We start from the raw sequence: 15,026 nt of genomic DNA, 5'->3' as shown, positions 1-15,026 counted from the left end.
CCATGGCCGACGGCGAGTTGGTCCGGCGGGAGATCAGAACAGCCCGATCGTCCGTCCCTCGGCGTCGATGTCGATGTTCTCCGCGGCCGGTGCCGACCCCAGTCCCGGCATGGTCTGCATCGCACCGCAGATCGGGTAGACGAACCCCGCACCCGCGGAGAGCCGCACCTCCCGCACCGGCAGCCGCCAGCCCGACGGCGCTCCCATCAGCTTCGGGTCCGCGGAGAGGGAGAGATGGGTCTTCGCCACGCAGACCGGCAGGTGACCGTAACCCGCCTCGGTGTAGGCCGCGAGGTCCTTCGCCGCCGTCGGGGAGAGGTCCACTCCGTCCGCCCCGTACACCTCGGTGGCGATGGCTTCGATCTTCTCGGTCAGCGGCGCCTCGTCCGGATAGAGGAATCGGAACTGGCCCGGCTCCTCGGCCGCCTCCACCACCGCCTCCGCCAACTCGGCGGCGCCTGCGCCGCCGTCGGCGAAATGCGTGGAGACCGCACACCGGGCGCCCTCCTCTGCGGCCACCCGCGCGATGGCCTCATGCTCGGAGGCAAAGTCGGTGGGGAACGCATTGATCGCCACCACCGGGGTGACCCCGTGCCGGCGGATGATCCGCAGCTGGGCGCGCAGGTTCTCCGCCCCGGTGCGGACCTCCTCGGGGTTCTCCTGGAGCATCGCCTCCGGCAGCGGCCGGCCCGCCACCACCCGGTGTCGCCCCGAATGGACCTTCAGCGCCCGGACCGTGGCCACCACGACGGCGGCGTCGGGCACCAGGCCGGAGATCCGGCACTTGATGTTGAAGAACCGCTCGGCTCCCATGTCCGCGGCGAAGCCGGCCTCGGTGATCAGATAGTCGGTGGCTCGCACCCCGATGAGGTCAGCCACCACTGAGGAGTTGCCGGTGGCGATGTTGCCGAAGGGCCCGCAGTGCACCAGCGCCGGGGTGTGCTCCACGGTCTGCAGCAGATTCGGCTGCAACGCCTCCCTGAGCAGCACCGTCATGGCGCCGGCGGCCTTGATGTCCTCTGCGGTGACCGGCTCACCCTCCGCCGTGGTGCCCACCACGATCCTTCCCAGCCGGGCACGCAGGTCCTCCAGCGAGCGCGCCAGCGAGAGGGTGGCCATCACTTCCGAGGCGGCGGTGATGTCGAAGCCGGACTGGCGGACCGGACCGTTCGACGTCGCCCCTCCCCCAGCAGGCCCCATCCCGGTGACGATCTGCCGCAGGGAACGGTCGTTGACATCCATGACGCGCCGCCAGGTCACCCGCTCGGGGTGCAGTCCGGAAAGGTTTCCGCGGTGGAGGTGATTGTCCACCATGGCGGCCAGCTGGTTGTGCGCGGCGGTGACGGCGTGCAGATCTCCGGTCAGGTGCAGGTTCAGCCGGTCCATGGGGACAACCTGGCTCCATCCGCCGCCGGTGCCTCCGCCCTTGATGCCTAGGGTGGGCCCCAGAGAGGGCTGGCGCACCGCGACGGCGGCCCGTCGGCCGGTCTGCTGCAGTCCCTGACCCAGCCCCACCGCCGTCGTCGTCTTGCCCTCCCCCAGCGGGGTCGGGGTGATCGCGGTGACCAGGATGTATTTCGCTCGGGGCCGGTCCGCCAGGCGCTCGATCGCGGCCAGATCCACCTTCCCCACGCCGCGCCCGTAGGGCTCGATCAGGTCCTCGTCGAGCCCCAGCTCCGTGCCGATCTCACTGATCGGGCGCAGCTGGGTCCGCGCGGAGATGCCCAGGCTGTCCTGGGCGGTCAATGGTGCGGCGGGCCGCTCCTCGGCGATCTGCTCGCCTCCGGTGTGGTGAGTGGTCGTCATGCGTGATCTCCCTCCTGGAGCCGGGCCAGCAGCCGCCGGCGCCATTGCTCAGTCTCTTCGAGCGCGTTGAAGGTGTAGAGATGGAGGCCTGACACTACGCCGCCGTCCTGAGCGGCGGCCAGGCCTGCCGCCAGCGGCGTGGGGTCATAGCGCCCCAGGGAGGCGAGCCGTCGCGCCACTCCGGCCCCGCCGGAGGCCAGGAAGCGCAGCGAGTCTCCGACGCCGATCCGCCCGGCGATGCGCATCAGCTGCGCCGAGCTCGCAGCCCCGGGGAGACCTGCGAACACGGGGAGCGTCATTCCGGCGGCCTGGAGCCCACCGGCCCAGCTGAGCACGGTCAGCGGGTCGAAGCAGAGTTGACCGACCACACAGGAGGCCTGCTCGACCTTGCGTCCGAGGGAGCCCTCGAGCGCCTCCGCCGGGATCGTCAGATGCCCCTCCGGATAGCCGGGCACCCCGACGCGCAGCTCCGGGCCCAGCCGACGCACCGCCTGCAGAAGCTGTTCGCCGTCGTCGAAGGTCTCCCCGCGCTGGGCCGTGCTGGCCCCGCGGCGATCGTCGCCGGGCGCGGCGTCCCCGCCGACGGCGAAGACCTCCTGGATCCCGGCCGTCTGCAGCCGCTCCAGCGTCACGGGCAGGGAATGCTCCCCGTGCTGCGTCGCCGCCAGGTGCGGCACCGCATGGAAGCCCTCCGCCGCCAGCGCCTCGGCGGTCTGCATCGTGGGCTCAGGGCCGCGGGCGGGCGAGGCGGTGACGGTGACGGTGGCACCGGCCGGCAGGTGGGCCACGGCGTCGTCGACGATCCCTGCCAGGGGGAGCACCTCATATCGGGGCCGAGCCAGCAGCTGGCTCAGGACCTCCCGCTGCGCAGGACCCCCCAGGGGGTCGGCGCGAACCTGTCGGACCACCGGCGGGTGCCCTCAGTTCTCCGTGTGAGTGTGGCCGTTGCCTCCGAGGAAGGCCTGCTTGGGAGTGTCCTTGGCGGGGTCGACGAACGGCTTGGGCACCACCACGGCGGACACGACGCCGGCCGGGGTCTCGATGTCCAGCTCGGTGCCGATCTCGCTGAGCCCGGTCGGCACCATCGCGAAGCCGATGTTGCGCTCCAGCCGCGGGGAGAAACAGGCCGAGGTGACCTCGCCGACCCGTTCCCCACCGTGCCACACCGGGAACGCCTCGATCATCGACCCGTCGTTGTAGGTCCCCAACGGGGGCCCGCCGATCTCCACTCCGGCGAGCCTGCGGCTCACGCCCTCCTGCTTGATACGAGTCAGCGCCTCTTTGCCGATGAAGTCTGACTCCTGCTCCAGGTCCACCATCCAGTCATATCCCATTCCGACCTCGAAGGGGTTGGTCCGGTAGGTGATGTCACAGCCGTGGGCAAGGATCCCTGCCTCGATCCTGCGCATGTGGCAGGGGCCGATGACCTTCATCCCGAAGGGCTCACCGGCGGCCCAGACCGTCTCCCAGAGCCGGACGCCGTCGCGCGAGGCGTTCTTCACGTAGATCTCGAAGCCCAGCTCCGCGGTGTATCCAGTGCGCGAGACGATGACCTCCATGCCGTCGAGCATGTACTCCCTGAGCCGGTAGTAGCCGATGTCGAAGATGTCCTCGCCGAAGAGGGCCGCCATGACCTGCCCGGCGAGCGGCCCCTGGACCTGCACGGGGCCGACGTCGGCCTCCTCGATGGTGACGTCCATGCCGGACCGGTAGGCGAGCCCGCGGGCCCAGAGCAGGATGTCGCTGTCCGCCAGAGAGAGCCAGAAGTGGTTCTCCCCCAGGCGCAGCAGGACGGGGTCATTGAGGATGCCGCCGTCCTCGGCGGTGATGAACACGTACTTGCACTGCCCCACCTCGCACTTGGTCAGGTCACGGGGCACGAGCATGTTGGTGAAGGCGAAGGCGTCGGGACCGGTGATCTCGATCTGCTTCTCGACGCCCACGTCCCACAGCGTCACCCCGTGGAGCAGGGCCCAGTACTCAGCGACCGGGTCGCCATAGTGACGCGGATGGTACGTGTGGTTGTAGACGCTGTACATCGCGACCCCATGGCGGCGCGACGCCCAGAAGAAGGGGGATTTGCGGAGCCTCGGATACAGCAGGATTCGGGGGTCCGGGACGACGGCGTCGACGTCGTCCGGGACGGCGAAAGTGCCTTCGTTGAGAGTCATGGGGGCCTCCCTGCTGCCACATCATTGGGACACTTCCAGCATGACACTGTGTCGCGCACCACACAATAGGTTGCGTCATGCGCGACGCCTAGTCTTGTGCTGGGTGCTGCGCGGAGGGCATCCTCGACAGTGATGGACACTGAATCTGCAGCAACCAGCACGAACGGAAAGGCCGAGTCCGGAGCGCCGGTCAGGTCGGTCGACCGCGCCCTCACCGTGCTGACCATCCTCGCCAGGGAGGGCGAAGCGAGCCTGAGCCAGATGGCACGGGAGCTCAGAGTGCACAAGTCCACCGTGGGACGCCTGACAGAGGTCCTGGTCCGCCACGACCTGGTCGAGCCGCCCGAAGGTGCCGGCGGCTACCGACTGGGCGTCGGCTGCCTCCGGCTGGCCGGGGCCACCACCGCACGCCTGGACCTGACCGTTGAGGCCCAGCCGGTGTGCGACGAGCTCTCCGCCGAGATCGGCGAGACCACCAACGTGGCCATCACCCGCGAAGGTGTGGCGATCAATGTGTGCCAGTCCGAGGCCGACACCGCCGTGGCGATGCGCAACTGGATCGGCCAGCACACCGCCCTTCACGCCACCTCCAACGGGAAGGTGCTGCTGGCCCACCTGCCGGAGAAGAGCCTCACGGCGGTGCTGGACGCCGGCCTGGAGCCCTTCACCGCGCATACCCTTACCCGTCCGGCCGAGCTGACCGAGGAGCTGCAACGGATCCGCAGCCGCGGCTGGGCCTACGCGGTGGAGGAGTTCGAGGAGGGCCTCAACGCCGTGGCGGCGCCCGTCTTCGACCACAGCGGCGCCGTCGTCGCTGGGATCAGCGTGGCCGGGCCCTCCTACCGGCTCCCGACCGACCGTCTCCCAGATGTCCGCGAACCGGTCATCCGGGCCGCCGACGCACTCTCCCGCCGGCTGGGGCACGTGGGCCGCGCACAGAGCTGAGGGGCGCCGCTGCCCGATCTGCACACGCTTTGTGAGATCGCACCCGCAACGTTGCCGGTGCGATCTCACAAAGCGTGTGCAGATCCGGCGGCCCGGGACCGACGAGAAGTCCCCAGCACCCCTTCACCCTCACCCCTTCACCCGGCGGTGCTCCGGATCGAAGGGCGCGGTCCGCCCCACCGCCAGCACCTCGGCCGGCAGCCGCGTCCCCAGATACTCCACTTGCAGCCGGACGCCCTCCACGGCGCGTTCCGGCGGCAGATAGGCCAGCATCACGTAGCGGCCCAACGACGGCGCCGGGCCCGCACTGGTGACATAGCTGCGCCGGCCGCGGGCATCCACCAGGGGCGAGCCGTCATCGTCGAGCACCGGCTCGCTGCCGGAGGGGAACCGTGGCTCGGCGGCTCCGTGCCCGACAAGTGCGAGAGTGCACAGCACAGCGGCGGGCTCCTGCACCCGCGCCGCCAGGTAGGCGTCCTTACCGAGGAAGTCCACCTCCTTGACCTTCGGCAACGCGAGTCCGGCCTCCACGGGATCACGGTCCGGGGTGAGCTCGGCCCCGAAGAGCCGGTGCGCCTTCTCCAACCGGCCGGTGGTGCCATAGACCCCGCCTCCTGCGGCGATCAGCCCCTGCGGTCGGCCGATCTCCCACAGTGCGTCCCATAGCCGCAGGCCGTGCTCCACCGGCAGGTGGATCTCCCAGCCGAGATCGCCCACATACGAGATCCGCACCATCAGCGTCGGAACCCCGGCGAGCGCCACCTGGCGGGCCGTGCCGAAGCCGAATCCCTCGTGGGAGAGGTCGTCATCGGTCAGCTCAGAGACGACGCCCCTCGCGCGCGGACCCCAGAGCCCGACGGCACAGGTCGCCGAGGTCAGGTCCTGGATCACCACGCGGCCGGCGTCGAGCTCAGCGGCCAGGTGCCGGCGGAACCAGGCGAGATCTCGGGCGCCGTCGGCGGCTCCGGTGATGACCCGGAAGTGCTGCGCGCCCAGCCGGACGATGGTCAGGTCGGCGCGGAATCCGCCGCGGGAGTCCAGCAGCGGGGTGTAGATGACCCGCCCCACCGCACGGTCCACGTTCGCCACCGCCACCCGCTGCACCCCGTCCAAGGCACCGGGGCCGGAGATGTCGATGATGCTGAAGGCCGTGAGATCGAACATCGCGACCCGCTCCCGCATGGCAAGATGCTCAGCCTCGATGATCGGCGACCACCAGCGAGCGTCCCACTCATGCACGCGGTGATCGATCCGGTCCGCGTACTCCTCCAGCAGGGGCGCATTGGCCGCGTACCACTGCGGACGCTCCCAGCCGGAGGCCTCGAAGTGCTCCCCGCCGAGGGCCCGAGTGCGCGGATGGAAGGGGCTGGTGCGCATCGGCCGGCTGCTGGCCCACTGCTCCCGAGGATGCGCGATCCCGTAGACCTTCGGGAAGCCCTCCGCCGCCCGGGCGCGTGCATGGCGCCGGGTCCGGCCGTGCGGCGGGATGCGCGTGATGTCCGCCCCGTGGACGTCCACCTCGGAAGCGCCCTCGGTCATCCACTCGGCCACCGCCCGCCCGACGCCGGGTCCCTCCTTGATCCACACGGCCGCGGCGGACCACAGCCCACGGACCTCGGCGGTCTCACCCAGCAGCGGAGAGCCGTCCGCAGTGAGCGAGAGCAGCCCGTTGATCGAATGGGTGACCTCCACGCCTTCGCGCCCGTGCTCGCCGAGCAGCTCGGGGTAGAGCTGCCGGGCGTGGGCCAGCTGCGGCGCGAAGTCCCGCTCCGTGAAGGGCATCTGGGTGGGTGAGGCCTGCCCCGGCGCACCCAGCGGCGGGATCTCGCCGGGCTCATGCAGAATGGGCCCGTGAGCGTAGGAGCCGAGCTCCAGGTCCGGGCCGCGCTGCCTGGCGTACATCCGGGCGTCCATGTCCCGGACCAGCGGCACCGAGATCCACTCCTCGGTGGCGGCCAACTCCGGGATGGGGCCGAGGTCCATCATCTGATGCACGGCGGGCACCAACGGGATGCTCGCTCCCGCCAGTGCGGCGATCTGTGGGCTCCACACCCCACAAGCGACGACGACGTGCTCAGCCTCCACCCGGCCCCTGCTGGTCTCCACGGCTCGGATGCGCCCGGGAGCGTCGGCGAGCGGACCGGCGTCGAGCTCGAGACCGATGACCTCGGCGCGGTCGGCGATCTGCAGGGCACCCCGCTCGAGAGCACGGCCGCGCATCAGCTGACCGGCACGGACGGCGTCTACGATGGCTCCGGTGGGGGTGTGGAAGCCCGCCAGCAGCAGGTCTTCCCGGATGAACGGCATGAGCTCACGGATCCGTGCCGGGCTGATCAGCTCGGCATCCACGCCCCAGGCTGTCGCCGAGGTCATCCGGCGGCGGAGCTCCTGGAGACGCTCGGGAGTGCGCGCGACCTCGATGCCCCCGCACCCGGTGAGCACCCCCAGAGCGGCGTACTGGCGCAGCGAATCGAGAGTGAGCTCGGTGATCTCCCGGGAGTGGTCCACCGGGAACACGAAGTTCGAGGCGTGGTCGGTGGAGCCGCCGGGCTCCGGCAGAGGGCCCTTGTCGAGCAGCAGGATGTCCCGCCAGCCGAGTTCGGCGAGATGCCGGACGATCGAGCTGCCGACGATCCCGGCTCCGATGACGACGACGTGGGCACGGTCAGGGACGTTCTCCATCGCTCTCACCACCATTGCTGCGCGATGCCTGTGACCCGATCGTACCGCCGCGTTCGGGCCACTGACCATGGCCCGGCCCACGGACGCGCTCATGCGAGGCGGCGGCGGGCATCGAGACGAGCACCGATGTGGGCACCGGCGGCATCAGTGCGCACAGCAGCGCGAGGCCTGCCGCGGCGAGGAAAGCCGTCTCCGCGTCGGCAGCCTCCATGAGCCGTCCCAGCACCGCCCCGCCGACGGACTGCCCCAGAGCGAGCACGAGGAACGCCAGCCCGACGCCGGCGGACGGGTGCCCCGAGTAGACGGCGACCCCGTTGATGAGCAGCAGACCGGTCATGGCGATGTAGGCGGCGCCGAAGGCGGAGGCCGCCACCACTACGGGCAGAAGCTCTCCCGGCACGACCCCGAACACAGCGGTGGAGGCCGCCAGGAGCCCTGTGATGAGGACCCAGGCTCCCCGTGGGCCCACCCGCCTCACGAGGTCGCCGACACCGGCGCCCAGCAGCCCTGCCGCACCCAGGAGACTCCAGGTCAGCGTGGCGGCGACGTCGCTGATTCCGCCCACCTGGGTCAGCACGTCCCGGCCGAAGACCCACACCGCCGTGGTGCTCATGCCGGCCAGGCCCGCGCTGAGCAGCAGTCTCATCGCCCCGGGCGGCAGCAGCGGCGCAGGCACCAGCCGGCCCGTGGACCCGCGCGCAGCGGCAGGCGAGCCCGGAGTTCTCTCCTCCGGCTCAGTCCGCGAGTCAGGCACCACGCAGGCCGCCCAGACAGTGGTCGCCGCAGCGATGACCGTGAAGACCAGCCACGCCCCGCGCCAGTGATCCAGCGTCAGCAGCGCCACCGGCCCGGAGAGCGCGACGCCGAGCCCTGTGCCGGCGTTGATGATCGCCTGGACCCTGTCCTGGCGTCGAGCCTCGACACGTTTCGCCACCGCGAAGGCGAGCGGCGGGGAGACCATTCCGGTGCTGGCACCGGCGAGGATCACCCCGATGCTGAGCATCGCGGGCCCCTGGGACGCCCCGACCAGACCGATGCCGAGGGTCGCCGCGACCCCGGCCATCACGGCGACGGCCCTCCCGCCCCATCGGGGGGCGAGCATCATGGCCGCGCAGATGGCCACACAGTAGGCCGCATAGCTCGCCGAACCGATGAGGCCCACCTGGGACCCGTCGAGGTCGAACTCCGTGCGGAACACCGGCACGAAGAGACCGTAGGCGAAGCGGGCCAGCCCGTAGCACACGGCGATCAGCGCGAGGCCGGCGGCCGCCAGCCGTACCGTGCGGAGAGGCGCCAGAGGGGTCGGCGGCGCGAGCCTCGTACTCACCGGGCGCCGCCGGTGGCGGAGTCCGGCCCCCGGCCCCCTTCGCGAGACTCGGGGAGGACCCCGGGCCGTGTGCGGCCGCGGCGATGCTGCAGCCGCACCGCGCGGTCGGAGAGGGGCAGGCCGTGACGGACGGCGTTCGCCGAGTCCACGGCGAGCGCCACCTCCTCGCAGAATCTGAGAAGTCTGGTGAGCCGGTTCATGCAAGCACCTCCGATACGGTAAGGGGTACACTGATCTGTGAAATTTCTGCACCAGACTATGTATACAGATCTGTGAAATCAAGGACCCTCGCCATGACCTCTGCCGCGCCCGACATCGATCAGCTCACCCCCGGCGCTCGCCTCATCCTCACCACCGCTGCCGCCCTGTTCTACGACCGCGGGATCCACTCCGTCGGCGTCGACACCATCGCGGAGGAGTCGGGGGTCACGAAGCGGACGCTCTACAACAACTTCGGCTCCAAGGACACCCTGGTGGCCACCTATCTCGAGGCCCGGCATCACACCTGGTGGGCACGGCTGGAGCGCCGGATCGAGGCCGCCGAACCTCCCCGGGCCCTGACGCTGTTCGACGTCTACGCCGAGGACACCCTCACCGCCACCCGAGGCTGCGCCTTCCTCAACGCCGCCGCCGAGCTGCCCGTCGACCACCCCGGCTACGCGATCATCCGGCACCACAAGCAGGCGATCGAGGACCTCCTGCGCCGGGTGATCTCAGCGGACGACCCCACCGCCTCCGCCGACCGACTGGCGCGCCACATGTTCCTGCTCCTCGAGGGAGCCTTCGCCCACCAGGGCATCCATGGGCCTGACCTGCTCTCCGAGGCTCGGGAGATCGCCCGCGACCTGCTCGAGCCGTGAACCGCCGGGGCCGGCCACGCCAGGATCGGCTCACCCGAGGTGCAGCTCCTCACGGACCCGACACCTGAGGTTCCGGTTGACCTCAGGAGCATCCAGGGGCACACTGGGAATGTGCCGGGCTGCAGGTAACCCCCGGGCTCCAACTTGTAGCCACTTCGAGTGGCCACGCGCCGTGAGGCGTTCCCAGCCCGGCACTCCAAACCTCATATCTGACGCGCCCCGAGCGGGCGACGTCGTCGGGTCTGAACCCGCCGCATGCTCCGTCATACGGCGGGTTCTCCTGTGTCCGGACCGGTCCGCGACCCGGCGTCCGCGACGATCGGTTCATCTTCCCGCTATACACTCTCCACGGACACCGCTGCAGGGGAGATCAGATGGGGAACACGGCATGATCGCACGACGAGGCCAGCGCCACTCGCAGGCGGTGGAGCTGCTCACCGACATCGGGCGAGAGGTGCGCACCGGCGTGAACCTGCTCTCCCAGCTGCTGGGCATGCCCGCCGCGGACCGTCGGCCGCTGCGTGATGAGCTGATCGGCCTGGAGGGCACCGCCATGGACCTCCACTTCAACCTGATGACGCATATCCGCAGCGTCTTCCTCACTCCCCTTCCGCGCGAGGACATCTACGCGCTCTCCCGGCTGCTCAACCGCACCCTGGAGCACGTCGTCGCCGCAGGAGACCTCATCATCGCCCGGGAGAGCCTCACCCTCCCGCGGCAGAGCTCCGACCAGCTGGAGACCCTCGGCCGTCAGGTGGACCTGACTGTGGACGCCCTCGCCCGGCTCGACGACTTCGACCACCTCGAGGAGTACTGGATCCAGATCCAGCGGCTGACCAAGCAGGCCAACCGGACCCACAGGGAATGGCTGACCTCCAGCGACAGCGCCTTCCAGCCGAACATCGCCCTCCAGCAGGCACAGATCGCCACCGCGATGCTGCAGGCCGTCGAATCGCTGCGGAAGGTCAGCACCACGGCCGGATCGATCATCGTGCGGGAGTCCTGAGGCCGTCCACGTGGAGATCCTGCTGCTCACCCTCATCGCCCTCGTCCTGCTGCCGAACCTCTTCGTCGCCGGCATGCACGACGTCCCCAACTCCATCGCCATCCCCACGCGCACCCGGGCGCTGACCCCGCGCATCGCGACCCGCCTGGCCGCCGGGGCGAACGCGCTCGGGGTGCTGATGACCATCCCGCTGGGGGTGCATCTGTTCTCCTGGTTCGAGTTCCCGCAGATGGACCCCCAGATGATCCTCGGAGTGGTGCTGTCCGCGCTGGTCTCCCTGCTGGGATGGAACCTCTACACCTACTTCCGCGGCATGCCGACGTCGACCACGCACGCCCTGCTGGCCGCGCTGATCGGCGGGGCGCTGGCCTCGATGATGCTCGACGGGACCGACTCCACCGCCGTACTGCACCTTCCGTGGGCCGCCCCGCTCGCCACGCTGCTGCTCTCCCCGCTGGTGGCCTTCGGCCTGGCCTACCTGCTGGTGTTCCTCGCGGTGAGGGTCGCCCGCGGGGCCGACCCGGACACGGTCAATGAGACCAGCCGCACCGTCCAGGCGGTGTGCGCAGGCCTGACCAGCCTAGGCACCGGCCTGCAGCAGGGGCAGCGGTTCTCCTTCGTCCTGCTGCTCTCGCTGCCGGCCGCCGGGGTCTCCGACGCCGCCTCCTGGATGCCGGCCGCGTATGTGGTCTTCGCACTGCTCATCGGGCTCGGCTGCCTGACCGGCGGCTGGCGAATCGGCCACATGCTGGGCCATCGTCTGGTCACCATGGACCCCATGCGCGGCATGGTGTCCACCACGACGACCTCGGCCCTGCTGTTCGCAGGCTCGCTGGCCATGGCGCTGCCGCTGTCGACGTCGCTGACGGCGGCCTCCTCAGTGATCGGCGCCGGATCCAACCAGCGCTTCGCCACGGTCAACTGGCCGCAGGCGGTGCGGCTCTTCGCCTACTGGGCGGTGACCCCGCTCGTGGTGGGCGGGGCCTCAGCGGTGCTGGTGCTGGCGATCTCCCCGCTGCTGGAGTTCTGAGCTTCGGGCACGCGGCCCGCGAGCCCGGGGTCCGGCCGGCTCTCGGTCAGCCGAAACGGCCCGAGACGTAGTCCTCGGTGGACTTCTCCTTCGGGTTGTTGAAGATCGTGGAGGTGTCGTCGTACTCGATGAGCTTCCCGGGCTTGCCCGTGCCCGCGATGTTGAAGAACGCCGTCCGCTCCGAGACACGGGCCGCCTGCTGCATGTTGTGCGTGACGATCACGACCGTGTACTCGGCCTTCAGCTCCGAGATCAGATCCTCCACCGCCAAGGTGGAGATCGGGTCCAGCGCCGAGCAGGGCTCGTCCATGAGGATCACATCCGGCTTCACCGCGATCGTCCTGGCGATGCACAGCCGCTGCTGCTGCCCCCCTGAGAGCCCGGATCCGGGCTTGTCCAGACGGTCCTTGACCTCGTTGAACAGGTTCGCTCCGCGCAGAGAACGCTCGACGACGTCGTCGGCCTCCGAACGGCTCATCCGTGCTCCGTTGAGCTTGTAGCCGGCCAGCACGTTGTCACGGATACTCATGGTGGGGAACGGGTTGGGCCGCTGGAAGACCATCCCCACCATGGTCCGCACCGTCACCGGGTCCACTCCGGGACCGTAGATGTCGTCGCCGTCGAGCAGCAGCTTGCCCTTGACCCTCGCACCCGGCAGCACTTCATGCATGCGGTTGAGGCTTCGGAGGAACGTGGTCTTCCCACAGCCCGAGGGGCCGATGAACGCGGTCACCGACCGAGACGCGATGCTGATGCTCACGCCCTCCACAGCGAGGAAGTCCCCGTAGTAGACGTTGAGGTCCCGCGCTTCGATGCTCTTGGACATGTCTGGCTCTCTCACTCTCTGCGACGCCGGAGCTCCGCCCGGCCTGATGAAGGTCTGTTCTGCCCCCGCCTCCGCGAGGGCGGCGGGTCAGCGGCCGGACGTCTTCGGGGCGAAGATCTTGGCGATGAGGCGCGCGATGAGGTTCAGCAGCATCACGATGATGATCAGCACCAGCGCGGCCGCCCAGGCCCGCTGATGGGACGGATCGGAGAAGTTCGGCGAGGTGGGGTTCTGGAACTGGCGATAGATATAGACCGGCAGCGCCGTCATCCACCCCGAGAACAGGTTCCAGTTCACGTTGACCACGAAGCCTGCGGTCACCAGGATCGGCGCAGTCTCGCCGATCACCCGGGCGATGGCCAGCGTGACGCCCGAGGCGATCCCGGAAATCGCCGTCGGGATGACCACCTTGAGGATGGTCCGCCACTTGCGCACGCCCAGTGCGTAGGAGGCCTCCCGCAGCTCATTGGGCACCACGCGCAGCATCTCCTCGGTGGTGCGCACCACCACCGGGATCATCAGCACCGACAGCGCGATGGCCGCCGTGATGCCCATCGTGGAGCGCATCCCGCCGAAAGCACCCGTGAGCGCGCCGGCCGTAGAGAGAAACCACGCCATCGCGGCACCCGCGAACAGTCCCGCCACGATGGAGGGGATGCCCGTCATGACGTCCACGAAGAACGTGATGGCCCGCGCCAACGGGCCCCCTCGGGAATACTCCACCAGATAGATGGAGGTCAGCAGACCGATGGGCACCGAGATCACCGTGGCGGCCACCGTGATCAGCAGCGAGCCGACGATCGCATGGCTGATGCCGCCCAGCACGGCGGCTCCCTGCTCCTGGGACGCCTGGTCGATGGTCCCGTCGATGCCCCGCATGTCCGAGGCGAAGAAACCGGGCTCGATCAGCCCGGGCAGGCCCACCGAGGTCACCGACCAGAGCACCGAGACCAACGGCAGCAGCGCGATGAGGAAGGCCAGGTGGACCAGGTTGGTCCACAGCCCGTCTGTGGCCTTGCGGCGATTCACGCGGGCCCGGGTGACCACGTAGCTGACCACTACATAAAGCACCGCGGTGACGATGAGCCACACGGCCAGCGAGAATCCCGTCAGCGCGGTGACCGCGGCCCCGGCGACCGCGGAGCCGCCCAGCACCGCGAGCGGCACCCATCGGGGCAGCGTGTTCTGGGTCAGCCGGCTGCGACGTCCCGCGATCCCGGCTGGCCCCTCGGGCAGCATCGGGGCGCCAGGGGTCTCCGCGGTCGCCGGCGTCGGCGTCGAGGCGTCCTCCGGGCGCGCCTTCTGTTGAGTGGGGTTTCTGGTCTCGGCCATCAGTTGGCTCCTGAGAATTCCTTGTGCCGGCTGACGATCCACCGGGCGACCATGTTCACGATCAGGGTGATCACGAACAGCACCAGCCCGATCGCGATCAGCTGCGCCTGTCGCTCCGAACCCGGAGGCGCCTCGGGGAAGCCCAGGGCGATCTCCGCGGGGATGGTGCTGTTGCCCGCTGAGATCAGCGAGGCCGACAACGGCCCGGCCGAGAGCACCAGGGCCACGGCCATGGTCTCGCCCAAGGCTCGTCCCAGCCCCAGCATGACTCCGGAGATGATGCCCGCCCGGGCGAAGGGGAACACCGACATCCTGATCATCTCCCAGCGCGTCGCGCCCAGGGCCAGGGCGGCCTCCTCGTGCAGCTTCGGAGTCTGCACGAAGATCTCCCGGGAGACCGAGGTGATGATCGGGAGGATCATCACCCCCAGCACCACACCGGCGGTGAAGATCGTGCGACCGGTCTGCGACGGCGCCTCCCCGAAGAGCGGGATGAAGCCCAGGTGCTCATGCAGCCACCTGTAGATCGGCACCAGCGCCGGACCGAGGAAGCTCATGCCCCATGCCCCGTAGACCACCGAGGGGATCGCCGCCAGCAGATCGATCACATAGCCGATCGACTTGGACAGCCGCGGCGGGGCGAAGTGCGAGATGTAGAGCGCGACGCCGACCGCCACCGGGGTGGCCAGGACCAGCGCGATCGCCGAGGCCACCACGGTGCCGATCACCAGCGGGTAGGCGTACTCGACGAACGCCCGGACGATGAACCCCTGCTCCTCCTGATAGACCGCCCCCGTGGAGTTGACCGTCAGGAACAGCGCCACGAAGGCCAGCACCACCAGGATCGCGATCCCGGCGGTCAGCGCCAGCCCGGAGAACAGCCGATCGCCGAAGACCCCGCCGGAGTCAGAGGTGGTCAGCGAGTTGTGGGCGTTCTCCCCGCGCGGGGCCGCTGCCACAGCGCCGCCGGGCGTCGTCGTGCTCGGCGGCGAGGTGGAGGTGCGTGACTCATCAGAGCCGGCCACAGGATCTCCCATCAGG

The 15,026-nt window shown here is 69.8% G+C and carries 13 protein-coding genes; 4 read left to right on the top strand and 9 right to left on the bottom strand.

All coding sequences use genetic code 11. The annotated features are described in order from the left end of the window. Positions 1–33: 33 nt before the first annotated feature. From HNR09_RS08290 to HNR09_RS08280, 3 genes are read right to left on the bottom strand one after another with little or no spacing between them, the layout of a single operon-like run. Positions 34–1,806: a formate--tetrahydrofolate ligase gene (locus HNR09_RS08290; RefSeq protein ID WP_179541606.1), complete on the bottom strand. Its 1,773-nt coding sequence runs from the start codon at positions 1,804–1,806 to the stop codon at positions 34–36. After that, the gene (locus tag HNR09_RS08285; RefSeq protein WP_179541605.1) at positions 1,803–2,714 is read right to left on the bottom strand and encodes a methylenetetrahydrofolate reductase; all 912 of its coding nucleotides are present in this window, start codon (positions 2,712–2,714) and stop codon (positions 1,803–1,805) included. The genes HNR09_RS08290 and HNR09_RS08285 overlap by 4 nt, the downstream gene beginning before the upstream one ends. A gap of 12 nt (positions 2,715–2,726) precedes the next feature. Next, positions 2,727–3,977 carry a glycine cleavage T C-terminal barrel domain-containing protein gene (locus HNR09_RS08280; protein WP_179541604.1) on the bottom strand — a complete coding sequence of 417 codons (1,251 nt, stop codon included), beginning with the start codon at positions 3,975–3,977 and terminating at the stop codon, positions 2,727–2,729. Between the two features lie 132 nt (positions 3,978–4,109). On the opposite strand from HNR09_RS08280, the gene HNR09_RS08275 reads away from it, so the two are divergent. After that, positions 4,110–4,922 (top strand): IclR family transcriptional regulator, encoded by an 813-nt coding sequence (locus HNR09_RS08275; protein WP_179541603.1) that lies wholly within the window; start codon positions 4,110–4,112, stop codon positions 4,920–4,922. Positions 4,923–5,051: 129 nt separating this feature from the next. Here the strand turns inward: HNR09_RS08275 and HNR09_RS08270 are convergent, their stop codons facing one another. From HNR09_RS08270 to HNR09_RS08260, 3 genes are read right to left on the bottom strand one after another with little or no spacing between them, the layout of a single operon-like run. Continuing rightward, entirely contained in the window at positions 5,052–7,604 is a 2,553-nt protein-coding gene (locus tag HNR09_RS08270) for an FAD-dependent oxidoreductase (RefSeq protein WP_179541602.1), read from the bottom strand. Continuing rightward, positions 7,588–8,931, bottom strand: a complete 1,344-nt coding sequence (locus tag HNR09_RS08265; RefSeq protein WP_179541601.1) for an MFS transporter — start codon at positions 8,929–8,931, stop codon at positions 7,588–7,590. Before HNR09_RS08265 ends, HNR09_RS08270 begins: the two co-directional genes overlap by 17 nt. Next, the gene (locus tag HNR09_RS08260; RefSeq protein WP_179541600.1) at positions 8,928–9,131 is read right to left on the bottom strand and encodes a hypothetical protein; all 204 of its coding nucleotides are present in this window, start codon (positions 9,129–9,131) and stop codon (positions 8,928–8,930) included. Before HNR09_RS08260 ends, HNR09_RS08265 begins: the two co-directional genes overlap by 4 nt. Before the next feature lie 93 nt (positions 9,132–9,224). Between HNR09_RS08260 and HNR09_RS08255 the strand changes: the two genes are divergently transcribed. The 3 genes from HNR09_RS08255 (at position 9,225) to HNR09_RS08245 (ending at position 11,827) form a co-directional block, all read left to right on the top strand. Beyond that, entirely contained in the window at positions 9,225–9,791 is a 567-nt protein-coding gene (locus HNR09_RS08255; protein WP_179541599.1) for a TetR/AcrR family transcriptional regulator, read from the top strand. A gap of 388 nt (positions 9,792–10,179) precedes the next feature. Continuing rightward, entirely contained in the window at positions 10,180–10,797 is a 618-nt protein-coding gene (locus tag HNR09_RS08250) for a DUF47 domain-containing protein (protein WP_179541598.1), read from the top strand. Between the two features lie 10 nt (positions 10,798–10,807). After that, complete coding sequence (locus HNR09_RS08245) at positions 10,808–11,827, top strand: inorganic phosphate transporter (protein ID WP_179541597.1); 1,020 nt, start codon at positions 10,808–10,810, stop codon at positions 11,825–11,827. A gap of 46 nt (positions 11,828–11,873) precedes the next feature. Here HNR09_RS08245 and pstB read toward each other — a convergent pair whose 3' ends face one another. From pstB to pstC, 3 genes are all read right to left on the bottom strand, one after another. Continuing rightward, a complete protein-coding gene (gene pstB, locus HNR09_RS08240; RefSeq protein WP_179541596.1) occupies positions 11,874–12,653 on the bottom strand; it encodes a phosphate ABC transporter ATP-binding protein PstB in 780 nt (259 codons plus the stop codon). 87 nt (positions 12,654–12,740) lie between these two features. Then, positions 12,741–13,892 (bottom strand): phosphate ABC transporter permease PstA, encoded by a 1,152-nt coding sequence (gene pstA / locus HNR09_RS08235; RefSeq protein ID WP_179543102.1) that lies wholly within the window; start codon positions 13,890–13,892, stop codon positions 12,741–12,743. Between the two features lie 92 nt (positions 13,893–13,984). Continuing rightward, positions 13,985–14,944 carry a phosphate ABC transporter permease subunit PstC gene (gene pstC, locus HNR09_RS08230; RefSeq protein ID WP_378938753.1) on the bottom strand — a complete coding sequence of 320 codons (960 nt, stop codon included), beginning with the start codon at positions 14,942–14,944 and terminating at the stop codon, positions 13,985–13,987. Positions 14,945–15,026: the final 82 nt, after the last annotated feature.

The sequence above is a fragment of the Nesterenkonia xinjiangensis genome (assembly GCF_013410745.1).
Classification (GTDB): domain Bacteria; phylum Actinomycetota; class Actinomycetes; order Actinomycetales; family Micrococcaceae; genus Nesterenkonia; species Nesterenkonia xinjiangensis.
Note: the sequence above shows the minus strand (reverse complement) of the source record. Positions and strands in the feature narration are given on the sequence as shown.

Coding starts and splice junctions, on each gene's coding strand:
- HNR09_RS08290 (WP_179541606.1), bottom strand. CDS start 1,806: ATGACGACCACTCACCACACCGGAGGCGAGCAGATCGCCGAGGAGCGG.
- HNR09_RS08280 (WP_179541604.1), bottom strand. CDS start 3,977: ATGACTCTCAACGAAGGCACTTTCGCCGTCCCGGACGACGTCGACGCC.
- HNR09_RS08275 (WP_179541603.1), top strand. CDS start 4,110: ATGGACACTGAATCTGCAGCAACCAGCACGAACGGAAAGGCCGAGTCC.
- HNR09_RS08270 (WP_179541602.1), bottom strand. CDS start 7,604: ATGGAGAACGTCCCTGACCGTGCCCACGTCGTCGTCATCGGAGCCGGG.
- HNR09_RS08260 (WP_179541600.1), bottom strand. CDS start 9,131: ATGAACCGGCTCACCAGACTTCTCAGATTCTGCGAGGAGGTGGCGCTC.
- HNR09_RS08255 (WP_179541599.1), top strand. CDS start 9,225: ATGACCTCTGCCGCGCCCGACATCGATCAGCTCACCCCCGGCGCTCGC.
- HNR09_RS08250 (WP_179541598.1), top strand. CDS start 10,180: ATGATCGCACGACGAGGCCAGCGCCACTCGCAGGCGGTGGAGCTGCTC.
- pstB (WP_179541596.1), bottom strand. CDS start 12,653: ATGTCCAAGAGCATCGAAGCGCGGGACCTCAACGTCTACTACGGGGAC.
- pstA (WP_179543102.1), bottom strand. CDS start 13,892: ATGCTGCCCGAGGGGCCAGCCGGGATCGCGGGACGTCGCAGCCGGCTG.